We start from the raw sequence: 16,340 nt of genomic DNA, 5'->3' as shown, positions 1-16,340 counted from the left end.
TTATGAGCGTAAACGATTGATTTTATCGTAGTCGCCAACGATCCATAAAATATCATCCACTAAGATTTCCATAGAGGAATCAGGGCTAATAATATGTTCACCGTTACGTTCAATACCTACGATTAAACCCGATGTTTTTTCGCGAATAGAGCTTTCGCGAATCGTTTTATTTACAAATGGCGAACTAATAGTTACGCGTACCGAACGTAATTTATAAGATTCAGTCGTAGATTCTCCGTCTTTGTAAGCCGAAGTTTCTAATTCTATTCCTAATTTGTGAACCTGTTCATCAATACCAATTAAATAGAGCTTATCAAAAGGCATAAGAATCAGTCCACGATCCGGAGCTAAATGTTTACTTTCGCCACGTTCAACTAAGGCTACAGTTACATTGTAAGTTTCTTTGATTTTAGAATCTAATAATGTAAGGCCCACGTATTTTGAATTTGGATTAATCGTAAAAGTCGCAAGACTTGCATCCCACGGTGCTAGTTTTGGTTTTCTTGTCGGGCTTTCGTAAACTAAGTTATTCATAAACTTAGTTTCAATTTTTTGATAAAATACCTGCGACGTGCTTCCAAAGAAAACCAACAAGGTAAGGGCTGCAAAAGAAACTAACCCCTGCCATGAATTTAACGTCATAAAACTACTTACGGCATAAAGAGCAAATAAAAAACCTAAAATATTTCTTCCGATAAACACACCGATATCAAGACGGTGTAAACGAATCAGTTCTGTTTCCGTTAAAAACTTTGAAGGTTGGCTAAAACACATCGCCCAGTAAAACGGAATCGACAAAAAACACACAATTGCAAACGAAATATAATCACCAAAACGTGGGCGCAGAAGCACACCCGCTAAAATAATCGCAAACACTAATACGCCGTTAATTAAAGTCTTCCAGCCATAAGCGCGCCATAAGATTTTAACCAAACCTGCTTCAGATTGTTCGGCCACGAATGCTGTTTGGTATTTTTCAACACGCATAAAAAAGTTTTCTGGTAATTTATGGCGTAAGAAGTTTTGTAAACGGTCAGAGTTGCGAATCAAATAAGGTGTTGCAAAAGTGGTAATCGCCGAAACAGATACGGCAATCGGGTATAAAAAATCACTTGTTACTTTTAATGTTAAACCAAGCGTTGCGATGATAAACGAGAACTCACCAATTTGCGCTAAGCTCATACCGGCTTGCACTGAATGGCGAAAGCTAACTCCTGAAATTAAAGCACCCACCGAAGTACTAAGAACTTTACCGGCAATTGTAATCAATGTGATTAAAACGATTTGCCATGCGTATTGTTGTAAAATCGCCGGATCGATCATCATACCCACAGAAACGAAAAACACGGCGGCAAATAAATCTTTAATCGGATGCAGGATTTTTTCAATACGTGGGCCTTCGGTGGTTTCAGCTAAGATCGAACCCATCACGAAAGCGCCTAAAGCCGGTGAAAATCCAGCGAAAGTCGCAATGCTCACCATCGCTAAGCATAACCCCAGTGACACAATCAGCATTGTTTCATTGTTTAGATATTTTTTAATCTTACGCATAATCGTTGGTAACATGTAAATACCGACGATAAACCAAAGAATTAAAAAGAAACCTAAGCGAAAGCCAGAAAAAATAAGCTCTTGTCCTGAAAGCTCACGTGAAATAGCTACCGTTGAAAGTAGCACTAAAAGTAAGATGGCCACGATATCTTCGACAATTAATACACCAAAAACTAACGAGACAAACTTCTGACTTTTTAAACCTAATTCATCAAAGGCGCGAATAATAATGGCGGTTGATGAAATAGATAAAATTCCCCCAAGGTATAAACTGTCGATTTGATTCCATCCCATGATTTGGCCGAAAATAAATCCCGACACCAGCATAAAGATCACTTCAAAGATGGCGGTGATGGTGGCAGAGCGTCCGGTTTGGGCTAATTTTTTAAAACTGAACTCTAAGCCTAGACCGAACAATAAAACGATGATTCCGATTTCGGCCCAAATTTTAATAGAAGCTACGTCTTTAACGTTGGGAAAGTAGGGCACATGTGAACTTACTAAAAATCCAGCGATCAAATATCCTAAAACAACGGGCTGATTAAGTTTTTTGAAGATGAGTGTCACCATGGCGGCGGTGATTAAAATAAAACCAAGATCCTGGATAAGCTCTGGAAGGTGCATCATAGTTTGTTTATGCTATCTGTTGCTATTGCGCCTTATCAAGCACATAATCTTAGTGATGCAAAACAAAAGACGACTACAGGTTATACTTATTTTATTTATGCTTTGTATTGCGGGTTGCGCATCTTTTTTGTCACAATCTGACGAGACAAAAAGTTTATTACGCCAAGGCCAAACGTCACAGGCTTTAAAAGATCTTAAAGAAAAATCATCGGCTGAAGGCAAAGATCAATTGATGTATATGCTAGATTACGCCATGGCTTTGCAAATTTCTGGCGATTACCGGGCATCGGCTGACGCTTTTATTAAAGCAGATCGATTACTCGAAGAAAAAGATTACCACTCAGTTAGTCAAGTTGTAGGGGCCACGTTAGGTGCTGAAGAGATGGTTCAGTACAAAGGTGAATCTTACGAAAAGTTTTTATTAAACAGCATGAATGCAATTAATTACTTAATGTTAGGTGATTACGATTCAGCGTTAGTTGAATGCCGCAGAATTAACAGTAAAATTTCATCTTTTAAAATGGAAGGCCGCGAAGCTTATGAGCTTTCGCCATTTGCCAGCTACTTATCAGCCATCATTTGGGAATCACAGAAAAAATATGATGATGCCTATATCGAATACGAAGCCGCCTATAAGTTAGATCCAACGATTTCAGGTATTGCGGGAGATTTAATTCGTTCAGCGCGACTGGCTGGGCGTGATCAAGCTTTAGCGAAATGGAAAAAAGAATTTAAATCAGATCAAAATGCTCTCGATGAAGAATTAAACGGGCGTAAAAACGGTGAAGTGATTGTGATTTTCCAACAGGGCTTTGGCGCTAGAAAAGTTCCACGCGTTGATGAACCGCGTTTTCCCACATTAAGAACAGAATATCCAAAAACAACGGTAGCCCAAGTTGAGCTTACGCCGATTGAATCTTCGACGGGAAAAATCTATACCCAAATGAATAAAACAAGAACGGTGTATGATATCGACCGCATGGCGATGATCACCATGGATAAAGACTATAATTCATTAGTGGCGCGAAGAATCGGTGGCGTGGCGGCGAAAGCCGTGGTGTCAGATCAAATTCGTCAAAAGAATGAATTATTAGGAAGTGTCGCGTGGATTGCGATGAACTTAGCAGATAGAGCCGATCTTCGCCAATGGTCAACGCTCCCATCTAAAATTCAAATGGCGCGTATCTTTATGAAGCCGGGGAAATATGACCTAAAAGTTCTTGGTTTGGACAGTTCTGATGTTCCCACGGGTGATCAATTGTCTTCGCAAGTCATAGAAATCAAAGCCGGCAAAAAAGTTTTTGTGAATTTTAGATCTTTGCGCTAGCCTTTTTGTAAACAGATCTCAAGGATGGGAAGTTTATGAAATTTTTAGCGACAAGCTTAGTGTTATTATTTTCGACATACGCCTTTGCTGCGATTCCGCCGCAAGACTGTAAAGAAGAAGTCGTGCGTGTAGGACTTACGCAGATTCATCAGCTTTCAAACCGTGAACAGACAAATTGTTATATTACGACAAGTAATATGAATAATTATGTCGATCTTAAATACCGCGATTACTTAGTTTCAAATGACTCTTTATTAGTTTTTATTTCTCTTGATGACGGGCCTGAAGACACTTCAAGCGGTGCTAAAGAATTTTACTTCTTTCCACGTAATCAAAGAACATCAACTTTTAGCATTAGCGAAGACGAGCGCGAAATCACGATCAAAGGCCGTTATAACTTTGATTTTATTTTCGATAGCGAATCAAGCCACTTAATTGGTATGACTAATGCCAAAGTTGAAGTTGATCCAAAGATTTCAGCCGAAAACGATGGTGGAGTGTTTATCACGCCAACTCAAGGTTTAGTTTATGAATTACCGTTTAAATTAGGCGGAGCGCCTTCGGCAGATTTTAGAAAAACCGGTGTGTTTAAAGACGCTTACCAACATGAATGCCGCGTACAAATCGGTAAAATTTTTAAATATACAAATAGCGAAGGTGAAACAGCTGTGAAGTACACCGATGAGCAATTGAAAAAAGTGTTAGCTAAACTTTGTCCACAGATTAAGTATTAATATATGCGTAAGTTATTGTTTTTAAGTTTGATTTTAGTAAGTTTTAATTTGCAGGCCCGAACCGAGGGGCGGTTCTTGGGCATGCAATATATGATTAATCTAATTTCGGCTGGGTATGATGGAACTTTCGATCATACACCAACGCGTTTGTATGAGCAGATGAATGTGCCTGAGCAAGCAAGCATGCTTGGGCCAGGTAAGGCTTTACAGGTTTCACAAAAAGAAATGTCTTTTATCTGTAATAAAAAAGCTGAAAACAGTTATCACTGTTCAATTTTGATTTTCAAATCTCCACAAGGAAGTTTTGGTTTACGTTCGGCGCAAATTAAATATGAAGGTGAAAAAGCTAAAGCAATTGTAGCGCAGTTTTTTCCGAATCAAGATGGATCAGATGTGAATATCACAGATGATACAGGTCAGTTTAACTTAATTGTTAAGCCTGATTTATTTCAGTTAACTTTTGAAGCTCATTAATAGGTACGCTGTTTAAAAGGCTTTAAACAGCGGAAACCCTACAGATAAGCCCCACATTTCGATTTCGGCGATGTCTGATCCCCAAGTGATGTAATTTAATTCGTAAAACACTGAACTTCCGAAGCGAAGCCACATGTTGCGGTAAAGTTCTTGGGTTGTTGATAAGAACATACCGTAACTTAAATAACGGTTCGTTAAACCAAACGGGTGATTGTAAGTTAATTCAAAACCTTGCGGGTAAATCACTTCAAATTCTGTGGGATAACCTTCATCGTATTTGTAGTGAAGACCTTGAAAGCCTAATAAAGCGCCTAAAATAACTTGGCCATCAAAAACTTGCGCCAGGTCGTATGAAAAATATAGGCCTGAATTATTAAATAACGATTTGCTATCATAAACTAAAGCATCAAAAGCCTTGAATGATGAAGTCTCAGATAATTCTAATTTTCCGTACAACATATACGACGGAAGAATGTCTGGGCCTTTGGTGTTTAAATTATAATTATTTGTCACCGAATAAGGGCCAAGGCCTCCGGCAAATTTTAAACGATGTAAACGTTCAGGAAGTTTAGCGCTTACAGTTACGTTTACTTTTTCTTTGGTGGCTTTGTTAATTAAAACAGTTTCAACCGCAGAGTTGTCTTGAAGGTTAAATAAAAACGGTGGGTGATCGCCAGATGGTGTTGTTAAATTTGGAGAAGAAAAAGCAATTTCTAAGCGGGGAGTTTCTTTGCCAAAAGAACCGACGCGGTGAAGCTTGCACCCTGTTGATGTGTACTGTTGTTCAAAGCCAGTAATCATAACTTCATAGGGTAAGCATGTATAATCGATCCACTGTTTTAATTTTGAGCGGGCTACAGACTTAGCAGTAATAGAGATTGTATCTAAAACTTTATCACCTTGATAAATCACAATATTCTGTGGCGTAAAAAGATTTACATAAAGCTGTGTCGATAGCTGCGACTCATTGCCAGCGGGAAAGATCACTTGCTGGTCGATTTTAAAGTAAACCGGCGCATATTTTTTCGGGATATTAATTTTTAATAATACGCGCGGAGTAAGCAGGTTGTTTTCAGGGCGTAACCACTGAATCGTGTCTTCTAGAAAAAAAGCTTCAATATCTGCATGAGATTTTTCGATATTAAAATCGTGAACATCTAAGTCGACTGAAGCTTGGCCCAGCGAAAATGGTCCAATAGAAAAAGCCTGCGCAAAAACGCAGGCTGAATAAAACGAAAATAATAAAAAGACTAATTTAATACGCACTATTTAAGTAATTCTTTTTTAAGGTCAGCTAATTTATCGTCAACTGGTTTACCAAACCAAATGCTAAACATTTGTTCTGGAAGTTTTGCTGAGCCAGCTACTGTGATCATTTCGCCTGATGGTTTTTGTAAGTATAAAAATCCTTTGTCGCCAGAAGTTGATCCAACAATTGAAAAGATTTCGCCTTGTTTGAATTCACTCATTGTCGAGATATGGCCTAATACAGTTTTCATATCGCCTTCATCAACAGCTACATCGTTTGCTTTTAAAGCATCAACAAATGAATCAGAGATTTTTTTAGCAGGTAAATCGCGTAACATCGTTAAGCGTAATTGCACAGGGCCTGCGGCTTTTAATGAAGATAAAATGCCGTCATCAGATTTTACTAAAGCTTCAGGTTTAGCCGCTAATAATTCAGCGTAATAAACTTTAACGGGAACAAGAGCAAAAACTTTTTTCTTTCTGATCCCGTGAGAAACTGGTTTTAAAGCAGATGTTGTACTGTCGACTTTAAGCTCGGCACCAGATGCTAAACCATAAGTGTCATATTTTTTATCGCCTACAGTAGTAGTTAAAGTTTGAGCTTGAGCTGTAACAGCAAAAGCGGCGATCACTAACGTCATTAATAGTTTCATAATTTCTCCTCAAGAAAATATGCTGACAAGACGTTGGTGGAGTGTCAACCTGTGTGAGGAGGCTATATGAAGTTATTAAAAATCACCCTGACTATTGCGATTATGTCGCTATTTTCATCACTTGTTTCGGCTAAAGAAATGCCACAGCGCTTAGGTGTTGGTATTAAGAATAATACCTCTGAGTCTTTACCGTCGTTAGCTGCTGTTTATCACTTAAATGGCTTAACAGCTGTAACAGGTGGTATTGGCGTGGATACGCAAAAAGATAATTCTAAATTTCAGATTAATGCGGGTATCCGTCATGTGATTTTTCATGAAAATCAATTGCATTATTACGCTGGTGGTCAGCTTGGTTTAGTGACTTTTGAAGATCCAATCGATGGCAAAGAGAACGGTTTTGAAGCTAATTTCTTAATGGGTGTTGAGTTTTTCTTCACTGGTTTAGAAAATGTTGGTTTTTCTTTTGAGGGCGGATTAGGATTGTCTTCTGTTAAAGATACACGTATCCGCACGCTGGCTGACGACCCATTCCGTGCTGGTATTATTTTCTATTTCTAGGAGAAGTCGTGCCGAAGGCACGCAGGAGAAACGACATGTCTAAAACTATTCTACACACAGACGGTGCCCCAAAAGCAGTAGGTCCTTATTCGCAAGCTGTGCAAATGGGTGATTTTTTATTTTGCTCTGGTCAAATTTCTATCGACCCGAAAACTCAAGAAGTTTTCACTGGCGATATTAAACAGCAAACTGAAATGGTTTTAAAAAATATTGAAGCCGTTTTAACAAAAGCTGACATGAAATTTTCTCATGTGATCAAAACAACGATTTTTTTAACTAGCATGAGTGACTTTGCCACTGTGAACGAAATCTACGCGACTCGTTTTTCATCAAATCCACCAGCTCGTTCAACTGTTGCCGTTGCAGGTTTACCTAAAGGCGTGAACGTTGAAATTGAAGTGATTGCCCACAAACAGGCTTAATGCGTTTAAAACCTAAGTCTTTGATCTTTTATTTTTTCTTTTTACTTGGCGTGAGCATTTTGTTTTTTCACGCCAAGAAAATAAAAGATGAACCTATCAATGCCTGGTCGCAGGCGCCTGAAGCTGATTGTGCGGTTGTATTAACCGGAGCTCCGGGGCGCATTCGCGAAGGCTTTGAACTTCTTCAGCAAAAAAGAGTTAAAAAGTTAATCGTATCCGGTGTGTTCAAAGAGGCCACTTACACCGAAGTATTTCCGTATTGGCCATACTACAATGAAATTAATCCTGATGATGTGATCTTAGAAAAACGTTCACAAACAACATTTGGTAATGCCCATCAATCTGTTGTTTTAGTTGAGTCGCTTAAATGCCAAGATGTTTTATTGGTAACCTCGCAACTTCATATGGCGCGCGCTTATTCGATCTTTCGTGACGTATTCCCGAATACAATCGATATCAAGAAATTAACCTTAGCTAATGCCAGATCTGAGCAATCAGTTTTTGATTTTGCTTTAGAGTTAGTGAAGTCTTTATTCTATACAGTCTTTGGTCTAGTTAACTTTGTCGGCCTTTAAGCCGATAAAAGTTCGATGGCAAATTTAATCGATATCAATCAAGTCTACTTAGAAAATGTAACTCTAGTGCAACCAGGGTTAGATCCTGTGCTACAAAGCGTGGACTTTGAACTTCCAACAGATCAAACGGTTGTTATCGAATCGTCGAATCCAAATTCTTCGCTTCAATTTTTACAGTTTTTATCGGGCGCTCGTCCGTGTGCTTCGGGCCGTATTTTATGGAACGGGCAGGATATTTTTTCTGACGAGCATGAAGTTGATCCGCGTTCGGTTATGGGTTGTTACTTTGAAGGTGGTCGTCATCATTCAAACGTAACGGTGAAGGCTTTCTTTGCTCAATTTGTAACGCCAGAAGAACTTCAAGTAATTTGTGAACAGTTAGATCTAACTCCTTATTTGAATAACGAGTTAGGAAAGCTAAGCTATAGCTGGCAGAAGCTTGTGTTTATGACTCAGGCGATTGCTAAGAATCCGCAAATGCTTCTTCTTGAAGACCCGGCATCGGGGTTAACTGAAGCTCAATGGTTAAACTTTTTGGATTTAATTCAGTTCAAACAACGTCAAGGGCATTTACGTCATATCTTTATGACGAATCATCATCCTACGGCGATGAACCATATTGGTCATAATAAGTTGTTTCTTGAAGAGGGTATTATCTACTTCGACGAAACAGCGCCTAGCAAAAAAGTCGCTCATTTTTAATCGACAGGCGTTAAGCTGGGTGTTTTAATGATCTTCGCATGTTGCGGGATTCACTAAGCTATTTCTTTTTAACTAAGCTGATTATTTCTCATCGTTCGGCGTCTTTGATTCGTCGTATTTCGCTTTTGTCTTTTATTGCGATTACGCTTTCTGTGGCTATTTTCTTTTTAGTTTTATTTGTTATGAATGGCATGAATGCCAATATTAAGACTCGTATTTTGGCGCTTGATCCGCATTTGACGATTGTTCAGAAAGAGAAGCCTTTGGCTGCGCTTGAATCGAATAGTGATATGTCGGTTGTTGCTTTTGAAAGTTATGATCTTATGCTGCGTACGATTGATGGGCAATTTCGTGGGACGAGTGCGGTTGGCTATGATCAGGCTGGGATTAGTTTTTGGTTTAAGCAGCTTAAGGATTTGAAATCTACTCAGCAGCAGAATGCTCAGCTTTCTTTTTATGATCCTTCGATTGATGTGGATCTTGAGCTTCAGCCGAATGAGATTGCTGTCGGTATTGATTTGGCTCGTTCATTAGGTTTACTTGAAGGCGATGTGGTGACACTTATTCCGGCTGAGAGTTTACTTCTTAGCACTATGGAGGCTCCGGTTTTTGAGAAGGCCACGATTCGTCGTATTGTGACGACCGATTTGTATGACCTTGATTCTAAGCTTTTATTTTTTAATAAAGAGCATTCAATTAAATCGCTGCGTTCTAGTCCTTCAAAAATTTCGGGTTATCATTTGTGGCTTAAAGATATTGGTAAAATGGAGCAGACGCGTGTGCAGTTAGAAGCGCAAGGGTTTGATCATGTTGAAACTTGGCAGCAGAAAAATTCAGATTTGTTTTTTGCCTTATTTATGGAAAAAACAATGATCGGGGTTTTCTTAGGTCTTGCGGGGCTAATTGCTTCGTCTTCGATCTTAACTGTTCTTGCGCTGATCATGTCGCAGAAAAAACTGGATATCGCGATTATTAAAACTTTGGGTTATTCGTCTAAAAAAACTTTATCGTTATTTTTAATGATGGGTTTATGGATTTCTTTATCAGGTTTATTTTTAGGAACGCTGATCGGTGTGGCTGCTGGGTATTACTTGCAGTTTTATCCGTTAAATATTTTACCTTCGGTTTATTACGATTCTTCGATTCCGGCTTTGGTGAACCCGGTGTTTACATTCTGGGTTGTCTTAGGGGTTACCGCACTTGCAGTCGTTGGATGTTATATTCCGGCCCGAGCCTCACTGAAGATCGAGCCGGCGATTTTATTAAAATCTAAACACTAGTATTAAACGCTCACATTAAAATCACGAAGTGCATCGTTTAACGATGTTTTTTTATTCGTTGATTCTTTTCTTTGGCCGATGATTAACGCTGATGGTACTCCGAAAGTTCCGGCAGGGTATGTTTTCATTTCTACACCTGGAATCACCACAGAGTTTGCAGGAATGCGGCCTTTGTAAACCACATCTTTTTGAGTCACATCGATAATTTTTGTCGAAGCTGTGATGGTTACGCCAGCGCCTAACACAACACCTGGCTCTAAATGAACACCTTCAACCACGATACAGCGGCTTCCAACGAAACAATCATCTTCAACGATAACGGGTTGAGCTTGAGCTGGTTCAAGAACTCCACCTAAACCAACTCCACCGGATAAGTGAACGTTTTTTCCCACTTGTGCGCATGAACCTACAGTAGCCCATGTATCAACCATTGTACCAGCACCCACATAAGCACCGATATTTACATACGATGGCATTAAGATCGCACCTGATTCTACGAAAGAACCAAAACGGGCAATCGCTTGTGGTACAACGCGAACGCCGTTTGTTTCAGTGAATTTTTTCACCGGAATTTTATCAAAGTAAGATAAATCGCCTGAGTTAATCACTTTGTTTGTTGTGATACGGAAATACAACAGAATAGATTTTTTAACCCATTCATTAGTAATCCATTTTCCTTCTACTTTTTCAGAAACGCGGATTTTACCAGAATCTAAATCATTCATCGCGGATAAGATTAAATCTTTATCGGCCTGGGTGATTTGGTAGTCTTTATTATCAGCTAATGTTTGGTGTAAATTTAAAATTTCGTTTTTCATTTTAATTTCCTAATCGCGACTTATCTTTTCGCAGTTACTTTTAAGCCTTCGATGATGGCTGGTACGTGAATATCAATAATGGGTTTAAATGAAATATCGCGTTCGATTTCGTAAGTTAACGTCGGGATATTTCTTTCAAAACCAGCCCATGTGCCAAGAGATCCTGGTGTTGGGTAGCCGATATCGGGCTGAATCACATAACCTGTGATTTTTGCGATGGTGTCAGCTTCTGGTAATTCGCCGTTGGTGTTTAACATCGGCTTCCACGAGTGAAGTGAAAAAATCACTGTTGGCTTAAAGTCTTCAACGAATTTAGCTAAACATTGGTTTTCAGCCTCAGACATGGCCGATGGGCCCGGAAAATAACGCTCGCTGGCCGCAACTGGAGACCAATCTTTCGTGTTCATGTTGCGGTTAAGGTCGACTTTATTTGAGTTTCCGCGAGTTTTTAAAAGAACGCCTTCCGGGTTCATTTCAGGAACAAGCACAACCTCTAAATCCAAATCAAACTTTTTCGTAAAAGAATCTAATAATCCACGGGCTGCAACAACACCTTCTGGCTCGTCACCGTGAACGCCGCCGATTACCAGGGCGCGGTTTTTTGCTTTTCCAGCTGCTGGCAAGAAGTGGTAGCCATGCAGCGGAAGACCTAATTTCGTATAACCTAAATTAATCATTTTCATTCTTAAGATCATTAGCTAAGATGGCTTAAATGTCACGCGATCTATTCACTTATCAGAATAACGAATTATACTTTGCCGACGCTAAATTAAGCGATATTCCGGCCATTAAAAACTATCAAGAGCCTGTCTTGGTGTATCAAAAGTCGTTGATTAGTGAACGTATAACTTGGGTTAAGTCGTGGACTAAGCTTAAACAGCTGCATTTTGCCATGAAATCTAACTATCACCCTGAAATCCTAAAGCTCTTTAAAGACGCGGGTTGTGGGTTAGACGTTGTAAGTCTTGGTGAAATTAAACACGGTCTTGAATGTGGTTTTAAACCCAGCGACTTTATTTTTTCAGGTGTGGCTAAAACAATTCCTGAAATTGAATTTGCAATTGATAATCAAATTTTTCAGATCAACGTTGAGTCTCCGGCTGAGCTTCGTCGTATCAGCGATATCGCAAGCAAGAAAAACAAAAAGGTGAGTGTTGGTTTACGTGTTAATCCGCTAATTGAAACACCAACGCATCCGTATATTTCAACAGCGCTTAAAGATTCTAAATTTGGAATTGATTTAGAGGCCGTTCCAGAATGTTTAGATATCATCAAAAAAAATCCGTTAGTTGAATTTAAATGTTTATCATTTCACATCGGCTCACAAATCCTTGATCCATTAGTATTCAAAGAATCTGTCGAAAAAATGAAAACGTATTTCTTAGATTTGAAAAAACAATTTTCAACGCTGACAAGATTTGATGTGGGCGGGGGATTAGGAATTGATTATAAATCTCATGACTTGATCGCTGACTTTGACCGTTGGAATAATTTAAAAGCGGCTTACGATGAATCACTTAAAAACTTCGACGCTGATATCTTATCAGAACTGGGTCGCTTTATCGTGGCAAGGTCTGCGGTGTTTATCTGTCAGGTTCAGTACATCAAAAATAAAAATATGCTGGTGCTGGATCTTGGTATGAACAACAACATGCGCCCTTCGCTGTATCAAGCGCATCACCATTTTTATAATTTAAAGAAAAATTCATCAAACCAGGTGAATTACTCGCTCGTTGGTCCAATCTGTGAATCATCAGATGTGTTTCATAGAAGCTTCCCACTTTTTGAAACGAAAGAAATGGATCTGCTTGTTATGGCTGACTGCGGAGCTTATGTCCGCAGTATGGCAAGTAATTATAATTTAAAGAATATCGCCCAAGAAATCTTTATCTAAGAATGCTGGGCAGACTAGCTAGCGGCGGCTGGTAGCCGCGCCATTACCCAGCACAGTTATTCATTTTTTTATAAATTCTGTGTTGGCAATCAGGTTGGTTTTTCGTGCAACGAAGACGTAAGTGAAAGTGGTTGCCGTGGCCGTCTACGTGTTGCATGTTTTCAAATAGCTTAGCGTAGGCCGCTTTTTCTGAACCTTTAAATTTTCCAGAATTTTTAGCTTCACGACAAAGATTATTAATAATCGATTGATCCACGAATAAACGATCGACCGGTGAAACTTGTTGAGTCATTAAGAATTTAAAAACTTCTAAAGTTTTAGCCACCGAGAAATCTGATTTTCTTAAAGAACCACCCGAAGCTACGATCGGGAACTGAACTTTACCTTGAACTGTAAAGTAGCCAATATCCACATCCATACCATTTTGGTGTGATTTTGAAGGGGGAAGTCTTCCGCCAGCTTTTGCTGAGATACGGCTGATAAAGATTTTATTTCTTTGTAATGTATTAGCTTTTTCACCGATGGCTTCTAAGATTTCCATCATTTCTTGTGTGCCGTAGTAATTCTTCGGTGAAGAATTAGCGATCACGACCTTATCAATTAACTTGTAAGTCTCGATATGCGTTTTTAAGAAAGACGCGTTACGAAGACGTCCGTTATCAGGGCTGCCAACGGCTTGGTTTGATAGACGTAAGCGGCCTTTTGTATCTTTTTGCACGGGCACTGCGGCTTGATGATCATCAGAATCGTCGTCTTCATCTTTATCATCTTTACTAGATTTTGGTTTACCATCGTTAGAATCTAATTCTTCGATGTCTTTATCTGATAAGAATAATTTCGCAAGTTTTACTAAGGCCGCTTTACCTTCGTAACGACCAGCGATTGAATCATCATCGCCTTCTTCAACTTCGGCTAAAGCTTCTGGGTCGGCTTCTTCTTTTGAGTCGTCAATCACCACAGCTGGTTTTGAAGCTGTTGGTGTTTTTACGACTGTATCAATCACTGGTTTTTTGTCTTCAGCTTGACCTTCTGGAGTGACTTTAACTTGGTTGTTGTCAGCTTCTGGATCAACTAAATCCATATCAATTTCAGGCTTTTTCTCTTTTTCTTTGCCAGCGCCTACAACCTTAGGTTTATCAAATGACGTAGCTTCTAATTGCTCGGTATAAAAATTATTTTGGTGTTTGATGAAAAGATCAATAATCGCACGGGCACAGTCATACTTTTCGCCGATGTCGCTTTTAAAACAAGTTACTACTGCGCGAACTTGAATGTCTTTTTCATCTTTACTGTCTTCAACCGGGCGTAATTTAATCACGCCGCTGTCAGCTTTATATTTACCTTTAATTTTGAATTCTTGTTTTACGCGAACAGATTTTTTATCTGCATTTAAGATTTCAGCGATACCTGATACTTCTAATTCATTTTTAGTTCGGTTATACACTGATTTTACATTTTTAAGTTTTGTGTAACCCACATAGAGTAAGTCTTCGCCGTTTTGAATCGCGTTAGTTGGAGCTTCGTATTCGGCAGCTTTATTTTGATCTTCTAAGATTTTTTGAAAGTTATCATCCGTCGATACAAGCTCTTGTTCGATAATCGGTGGAAGATCCGCCTCGTTTTCAGTAATACCCGCATTTTGCGTGTTATTTTTGTTCTGGTCATGCTTCTGGCTAGGAGCACATGAGGAAATGGCTAAGATTAAACTTAGCATCAGGCTTGAGAATTTAATGTTAGATTTTTTCATAAACGTACTGCTTTCTTCCATTTCCAGTAGATATAGAGCAGGGTCTACGCCAGTTCTTAACCGAATATAAACAGCAGCGGAGCTCAAAAGGGTGTAAAAAAGTTCGCCAGATGACAGAAACTGTTTCAAAACGATCTTTTGTTAAGGGTAAACGACTCTTATTTTTTAAGAGATTCTTTGATCAGAGTCATATTCGGATCAAGCATTTGCGACGCTGGAGTAATGATCGGTTCTTCTGGATCAAGTACGCGGCCTTTATCAGTTAAGCGTCTTTTGATTAAGGCTTTCACTTGCGGGCCACTGAGTTTTAGGTCTTTAAATTGTTGTACAGAACCTACCTCATGGCCGGTCACTTCAAGCATCGCTTTGTACACTAATTCAGAGCAGTAAGTGCTTTCATCTGAGATTTCGAAGTAAATGTCATAGGCTTTGTTTTGCTTCTGAATAGCTTCAAGTAATTTATCTTCCATCGAGATCGCATCGAAGTATTTAAAACGATAGATTTTATACTCTTTGTCTTTGCCACGATTGATAAAATCTTGAAGTTTTGTTGATACCACGGGACCGATCGCTTCAGACACGTACCATTCACCATCTTTAGAGATTAAAATACCTACGTGAGTCCATTCGGACTGCGAAGCTTCTTTGATAGCTTTTGATTGTTTTGACTGGCTTTTGTGAAAGATAATATCGCCCACTTTTAAAGTCTGTTCAGAAGGCGCAACTTCAGTAGGTTTTTGGTTTTTATTTTGATCGCGCGAACTAGGGGCACAGGCCGTTAAACCTACGTTTAAAGCTACTAAAATAAGTAAAAGTTTGGCGATCTGCTTTTTCATGCGTAAGAAAAATAAGCATAGCGCGCGCCAAGGCGTTCTAAAGTTTAAACGGCAAGAAAGCTATTTAGCTGTAAAAAGGTTCGTCAAATGACAGAAACTGTTTCGAAAACAATTCTTTGATCCGTGAAATCGCCAACTAAAGCTAGCGCCAGTTTTTCAAACTGCGTACCCGCATCAGTTAGACAAATTAATAATTTATCACCTGATTTATTGTTTTTATTTAAACGCTGAGAAGAAAAATCTTGCGCTAATAACTTTGCAATCGCTTCACCAGAATCAACAAGGTTTACGTGATTACCAAAAACTTTTTGAATCGCCGTTTTAAGTAACGGGTAGTGTGTACAAGCTAAAACCACGGTATCTACATCTTGCGCTTTTAAACCTTGAAGATAACGAAACGCGATTAAGTTTGTGATCGGGTCATCGTGCCAGCCTTCTTCGGCTAACGGCACAAATAGCGGACAAGCTGCGCTAAAAACTTCTACCTCAGGTTTGTGAGCATGAATTTTTTTAGTGTAGCTTTCTGATTTTACTGTCGCACGGGTGGCGATCACCGCCACACGATTATTTTCAGTCATGCGCGCGGCTAACTCTGATCCTGGATCAATCACGTTATAAACGGGTAAACCTTCGTATTCAGTTTCAAACACTTGTGTTGAAGCGGTATTACAGGCCACAACAATGGCTTTTACATCACGGCCTTTTAAAAAATTCATATTCTGTTCGGTGTATTTACGAACGGTGTCCGCTGACTTACTTCCGTAAGGCAAGCGGGCCGTATCACCTAAGTAAATGAAATTTTCATCAGGAAAGTTTTTAAGTAATTCACGAAGAACAGTAAGTCCTCCGATACCTGAATCAAAAACTCCGATAGGGCGTGGATCAAAAGACATT

The 16,340-nt window shown here is 39.2% G+C and carries 17 protein-coding genes; 9 read left to right on the top strand and 8 right to left on the bottom strand.

What is annotated here, in order from left to right; translation table 11 throughout:
- Positions 1-2,178 (bottom strand): cation:proton antiporter, encoded by a 2,178-nt coding sequence (locus ACKWCF_RS10045; RefSeq protein WP_409477451.1) that lies wholly within the window; start codon positions 2,176-2,178, stop codon positions 1-3.
- Positions 2,179-2,275: 97 nt separating this feature from the next.
- On the opposite strand from ACKWCF_RS10045, the gene ACKWCF_RS10040 reads away from it, so the two are divergent.
- The 3 genes from ACKWCF_RS10040 (at position 2,276) to ACKWCF_RS10030 (ending at position 4,713) form a co-directional block, all read left to right on the top strand.
- Positions 2,276-3,505: a COG3014 family protein gene (locus ACKWCF_RS10040; protein ID WP_409477450.1), complete on the top strand. Its 1,230-nt coding sequence runs from the start codon at positions 2,276-2,278 to the stop codon at positions 3,503-3,505.
- A gap of 35 nt (positions 3,506-3,540) precedes the next feature.
- Positions 3,541-4,239 carry a hypothetical protein gene (locus tag ACKWCF_RS10035; RefSeq protein ID WP_409477449.1) on the top strand — a complete coding sequence of 233 codons (699 nt, stop codon included), beginning with the start codon at positions 3,541-3,543 and terminating at the stop codon, positions 4,237-4,239.
- 81 nt (positions 4,240-4,320) lie between these two features.
- Entirely contained in the window at positions 4,321-4,713 is a 393-nt protein-coding gene (locus tag ACKWCF_RS10030) for a hypothetical protein (protein ID WP_409477448.1), read from the top strand.
- 12 nt (positions 4,714-4,725) lie between these two features.
- Here ACKWCF_RS10030 and ACKWCF_RS10025 read toward each other — a convergent pair whose 3' ends face one another.
- Both ACKWCF_RS10025 and ACKWCF_RS10020 read right to left on the bottom strand, forming a co-directional pair.
- Entirely contained in the window at positions 4,726-5,979 is a 1,254-nt protein-coding gene (locus ACKWCF_RS10025; RefSeq protein ID WP_409477447.1) for a hypothetical protein, read from the bottom strand.
- Positions 5,979-6,614, bottom strand: coding sequence for a hypothetical protein (locus ACKWCF_RS10020; protein WP_409477446.1), 636 nt, complete (start codon positions 6,612-6,614; stop codon positions 5,979-5,981). The genes ACKWCF_RS10025 and ACKWCF_RS10020 overlap by 1 nt, the downstream gene beginning before the upstream one ends.
- A gap of 66 nt (positions 6,615-6,680) precedes the next feature.
- Here ACKWCF_RS10020 and ACKWCF_RS10015 point away from each other — a divergent pair, with 66 nt between their 5' ends.
- Genes ACKWCF_RS10015 through ACKWCF_RS09995 form a run of 5 tightly spaced genes read left to right on the top strand, consistent with a single transcriptional unit; the run spans position 6,681 to position 10,151 of the window.
- Entirely contained in the window at positions 6,681-7,172 is a 492-nt protein-coding gene (locus ACKWCF_RS10015; protein WP_409477445.1) for an organic solvent tolerance protein, read from the top strand.
- Between the two features lie 35 nt (positions 7,173-7,207).
- Complete coding sequence (locus tag ACKWCF_RS10010) at positions 7,208-7,594, top strand: RidA family protein (protein ID WP_409477444.1); 387 nt, start codon at positions 7,208-7,210, stop codon at positions 7,592-7,594.
- 50 nt (positions 7,595-7,644) lie between these two features.
- Complete coding sequence (locus tag ACKWCF_RS10005) at positions 7,645-8,169, top strand: YdcF family protein (protein ID WP_409477443.1); 525 nt, start codon at positions 7,645-7,647, stop codon at positions 8,167-8,169.
- 15 nt (positions 8,170-8,184) lie between these two features.
- Positions 8,185-8,871, top strand: a complete 687-nt coding sequence (locus ACKWCF_RS10000) for an ATP-binding cassette domain-containing protein (RefSeq protein WP_409477442.1) — start codon at positions 8,185-8,187, stop codon at positions 8,869-8,871.
- Between the two features lie 38 nt (positions 8,872-8,909).
- Positions 8,910-10,151: an FtsX-like permease family protein gene (locus ACKWCF_RS09995; RefSeq protein WP_409477441.1), complete on the top strand. Its 1,242-nt coding sequence runs from the start codon at positions 8,910-8,912 to the stop codon at positions 10,149-10,151.
- A gap of 2 nt (positions 10,152-10,153) precedes the next feature.
- Here the strand turns inward: ACKWCF_RS09995 and ACKWCF_RS09990 are convergent, their stop codons facing one another.
- On the bottom strand, positions 10,154-10,969 hold the full coding sequence (locus tag ACKWCF_RS09990; RefSeq protein WP_409477440.1) for a 2,3,4,5-tetrahydropyridine-2,6-dicarboxylate N-succinyltransferase: 816 nt from the start codon (positions 10,967-10,969) through the stop codon (positions 10,154-10,156).
- Positions 10,970-10,989: 20 nt separating this feature from the next.
- Entirely contained in the window at positions 10,990-11,652 is a 663-nt protein-coding gene (locus tag ACKWCF_RS09985; protein ID WP_409477439.1) for a DUF2817 domain-containing protein, read from the bottom strand.
- A gap of 29 nt (positions 11,653-11,681) precedes the next feature.
- Here ACKWCF_RS09985 and lysA point away from each other — a divergent pair, with 29 nt between their 5' ends.
- On the top strand, positions 11,682-12,863 hold the full coding sequence (gene lysA, locus ACKWCF_RS09980) for a diaminopimelate decarboxylase (protein ID WP_409477438.1): 1,182 nt from the start codon (positions 11,682-11,684) through the stop codon (positions 12,861-12,863).
- 43 nt (positions 12,864-12,906) lie between these two features.
- Here the strand turns inward: lysA and ACKWCF_RS09975 are convergent, their stop codons facing one another.
- From ACKWCF_RS09975 to murI, 3 genes are all read right to left on the bottom strand, one after another.
- A complete protein-coding gene (locus tag ACKWCF_RS09975; protein ID WP_409477437.1) occupies positions 12,907-14,610 on the bottom strand; it encodes a penicillin-insensitive murein endopeptidase in 1,704 nt (567 codons plus the stop codon).
- 158 nt (positions 14,611-14,768) lie between these two features.
- The gene (locus ACKWCF_RS09970; RefSeq protein WP_409477436.1) at positions 14,769-15,446 is read right to left on the bottom strand and encodes a YiiX/YebB-like N1pC/P60 family cysteine hydrolase; all 678 of its coding nucleotides are present in this window, start codon (positions 15,444-15,446) and stop codon (positions 14,769-14,771) included.
- Between the two features lie 83 nt (positions 15,447-15,529).
- Entirely contained in the window at positions 15,530-16,339 is an 810-nt protein-coding gene (gene murI / locus ACKWCF_RS09965; protein WP_409477435.1) for a glutamate racemase, read from the bottom strand.
- Position 16,340 lies beyond the last annotated feature (1 nt).

It is taken from the genome of Pseudobdellovibrio sp. HCB154 (assembly GCF_046267985.1).
Taxonomy (GTDB): Bacteria; Bdellovibrionota; Bdellovibrionia; order Bdellovibrionales; family Bdellovibrionaceae; genus Pseudobdellovibrio.
This window is presented reverse-complemented; position numbering and strand designations above follow the sequence as displayed.

Bases quoted from the DNA above. Each gene is read 5' to 3' on its own strand.
- ACKWCF_RS10045 (WP_409477451.1), bottom strand. From the start codon at position 2,178: ATGATGCACCTTCCAGAGCTTATCCAGGATCTTGGTTTTATTTTAATC.
- ACKWCF_RS10040 (WP_409477450.1), top strand. From the start codon at position 2,276: ATGCTTTGTATTGCGGGTTGCGCATCTTTTTTGTCACAATCTGACGAG.
- ACKWCF_RS10035 (WP_409477449.1), top strand. From the start codon at position 3,541: ATGAAATTTTTAGCGACAAGCTTAGTGTTATTATTTTCGACATACGCC.
- ACKWCF_RS10030 (WP_409477448.1), top strand. From the start codon at position 4,321: ATGCAATATATGATTAATCTAATTTCGGCTGGGTATGATGGAACTTTC.
- ACKWCF_RS10020 (WP_409477446.1), bottom strand. From the start codon at position 6,614: ATGAAACTATTAATGACGTTAGTGATCGCCGCTTTTGCTGTTACAGCT.
- ACKWCF_RS10015 (WP_409477445.1), top strand. From the start codon at position 6,681: ATGAAGTTATTAAAAATCACCCTGACTATTGCGATTATGTCGCTATTT.
- ACKWCF_RS10010 (WP_409477444.1), top strand. From the start codon at position 7,208: ATGTCTAAAACTATTCTACACACAGACGGTGCCCCAAAAGCAGTAGGT.
- ACKWCF_RS10000 (WP_409477442.1), top strand. From the start codon at position 8,185: ATGGCAAATTTAATCGATATCAATCAAGTCTACTTAGAAAATGTAACT.
- ACKWCF_RS09995 (WP_409477441.1), top strand. From the start codon at position 8,910: ATGTTGCGGGATTCACTAAGCTATTTCTTTTTAACTAAGCTGATTATT.
- ACKWCF_RS09990 (WP_409477440.1), bottom strand. From the start codon at position 10,969: ATGAAAAACGAAATTTTAAATTTACACCAAACATTAGCTGATAATAAA.
- ACKWCF_RS09985 (WP_409477439.1), bottom strand. From the start codon at position 11,652: ATGAAAATGATTAATTTAGGTTATACGAAATTAGGTCTTCCGCTGCAT.
- lysA (WP_409477438.1), top strand. From the start codon at position 11,682: ATGTCACGCGATCTATTCACTTATCAGAATAACGAATTATACTTTGCC.
- ACKWCF_RS09975 (WP_409477437.1), bottom strand. From the start codon at position 14,610: ATGAAAAAATCTAACATTAAATTCTCAAGCCTGATGCTAAGTTTAATC.
- ACKWCF_RS09970 (WP_409477436.1), bottom strand. From the start codon at position 15,446: ATGAAAAAGCAGATCGCCAAACTTTTACTTATTTTAGTAGCTTTAAAC.
- murI (WP_409477435.1), bottom strand. From the start codon at position 16,339: ATGTCTTTTGATCCACGCCCTATCGGAGTTTTTGATTCAGGTATCGGA.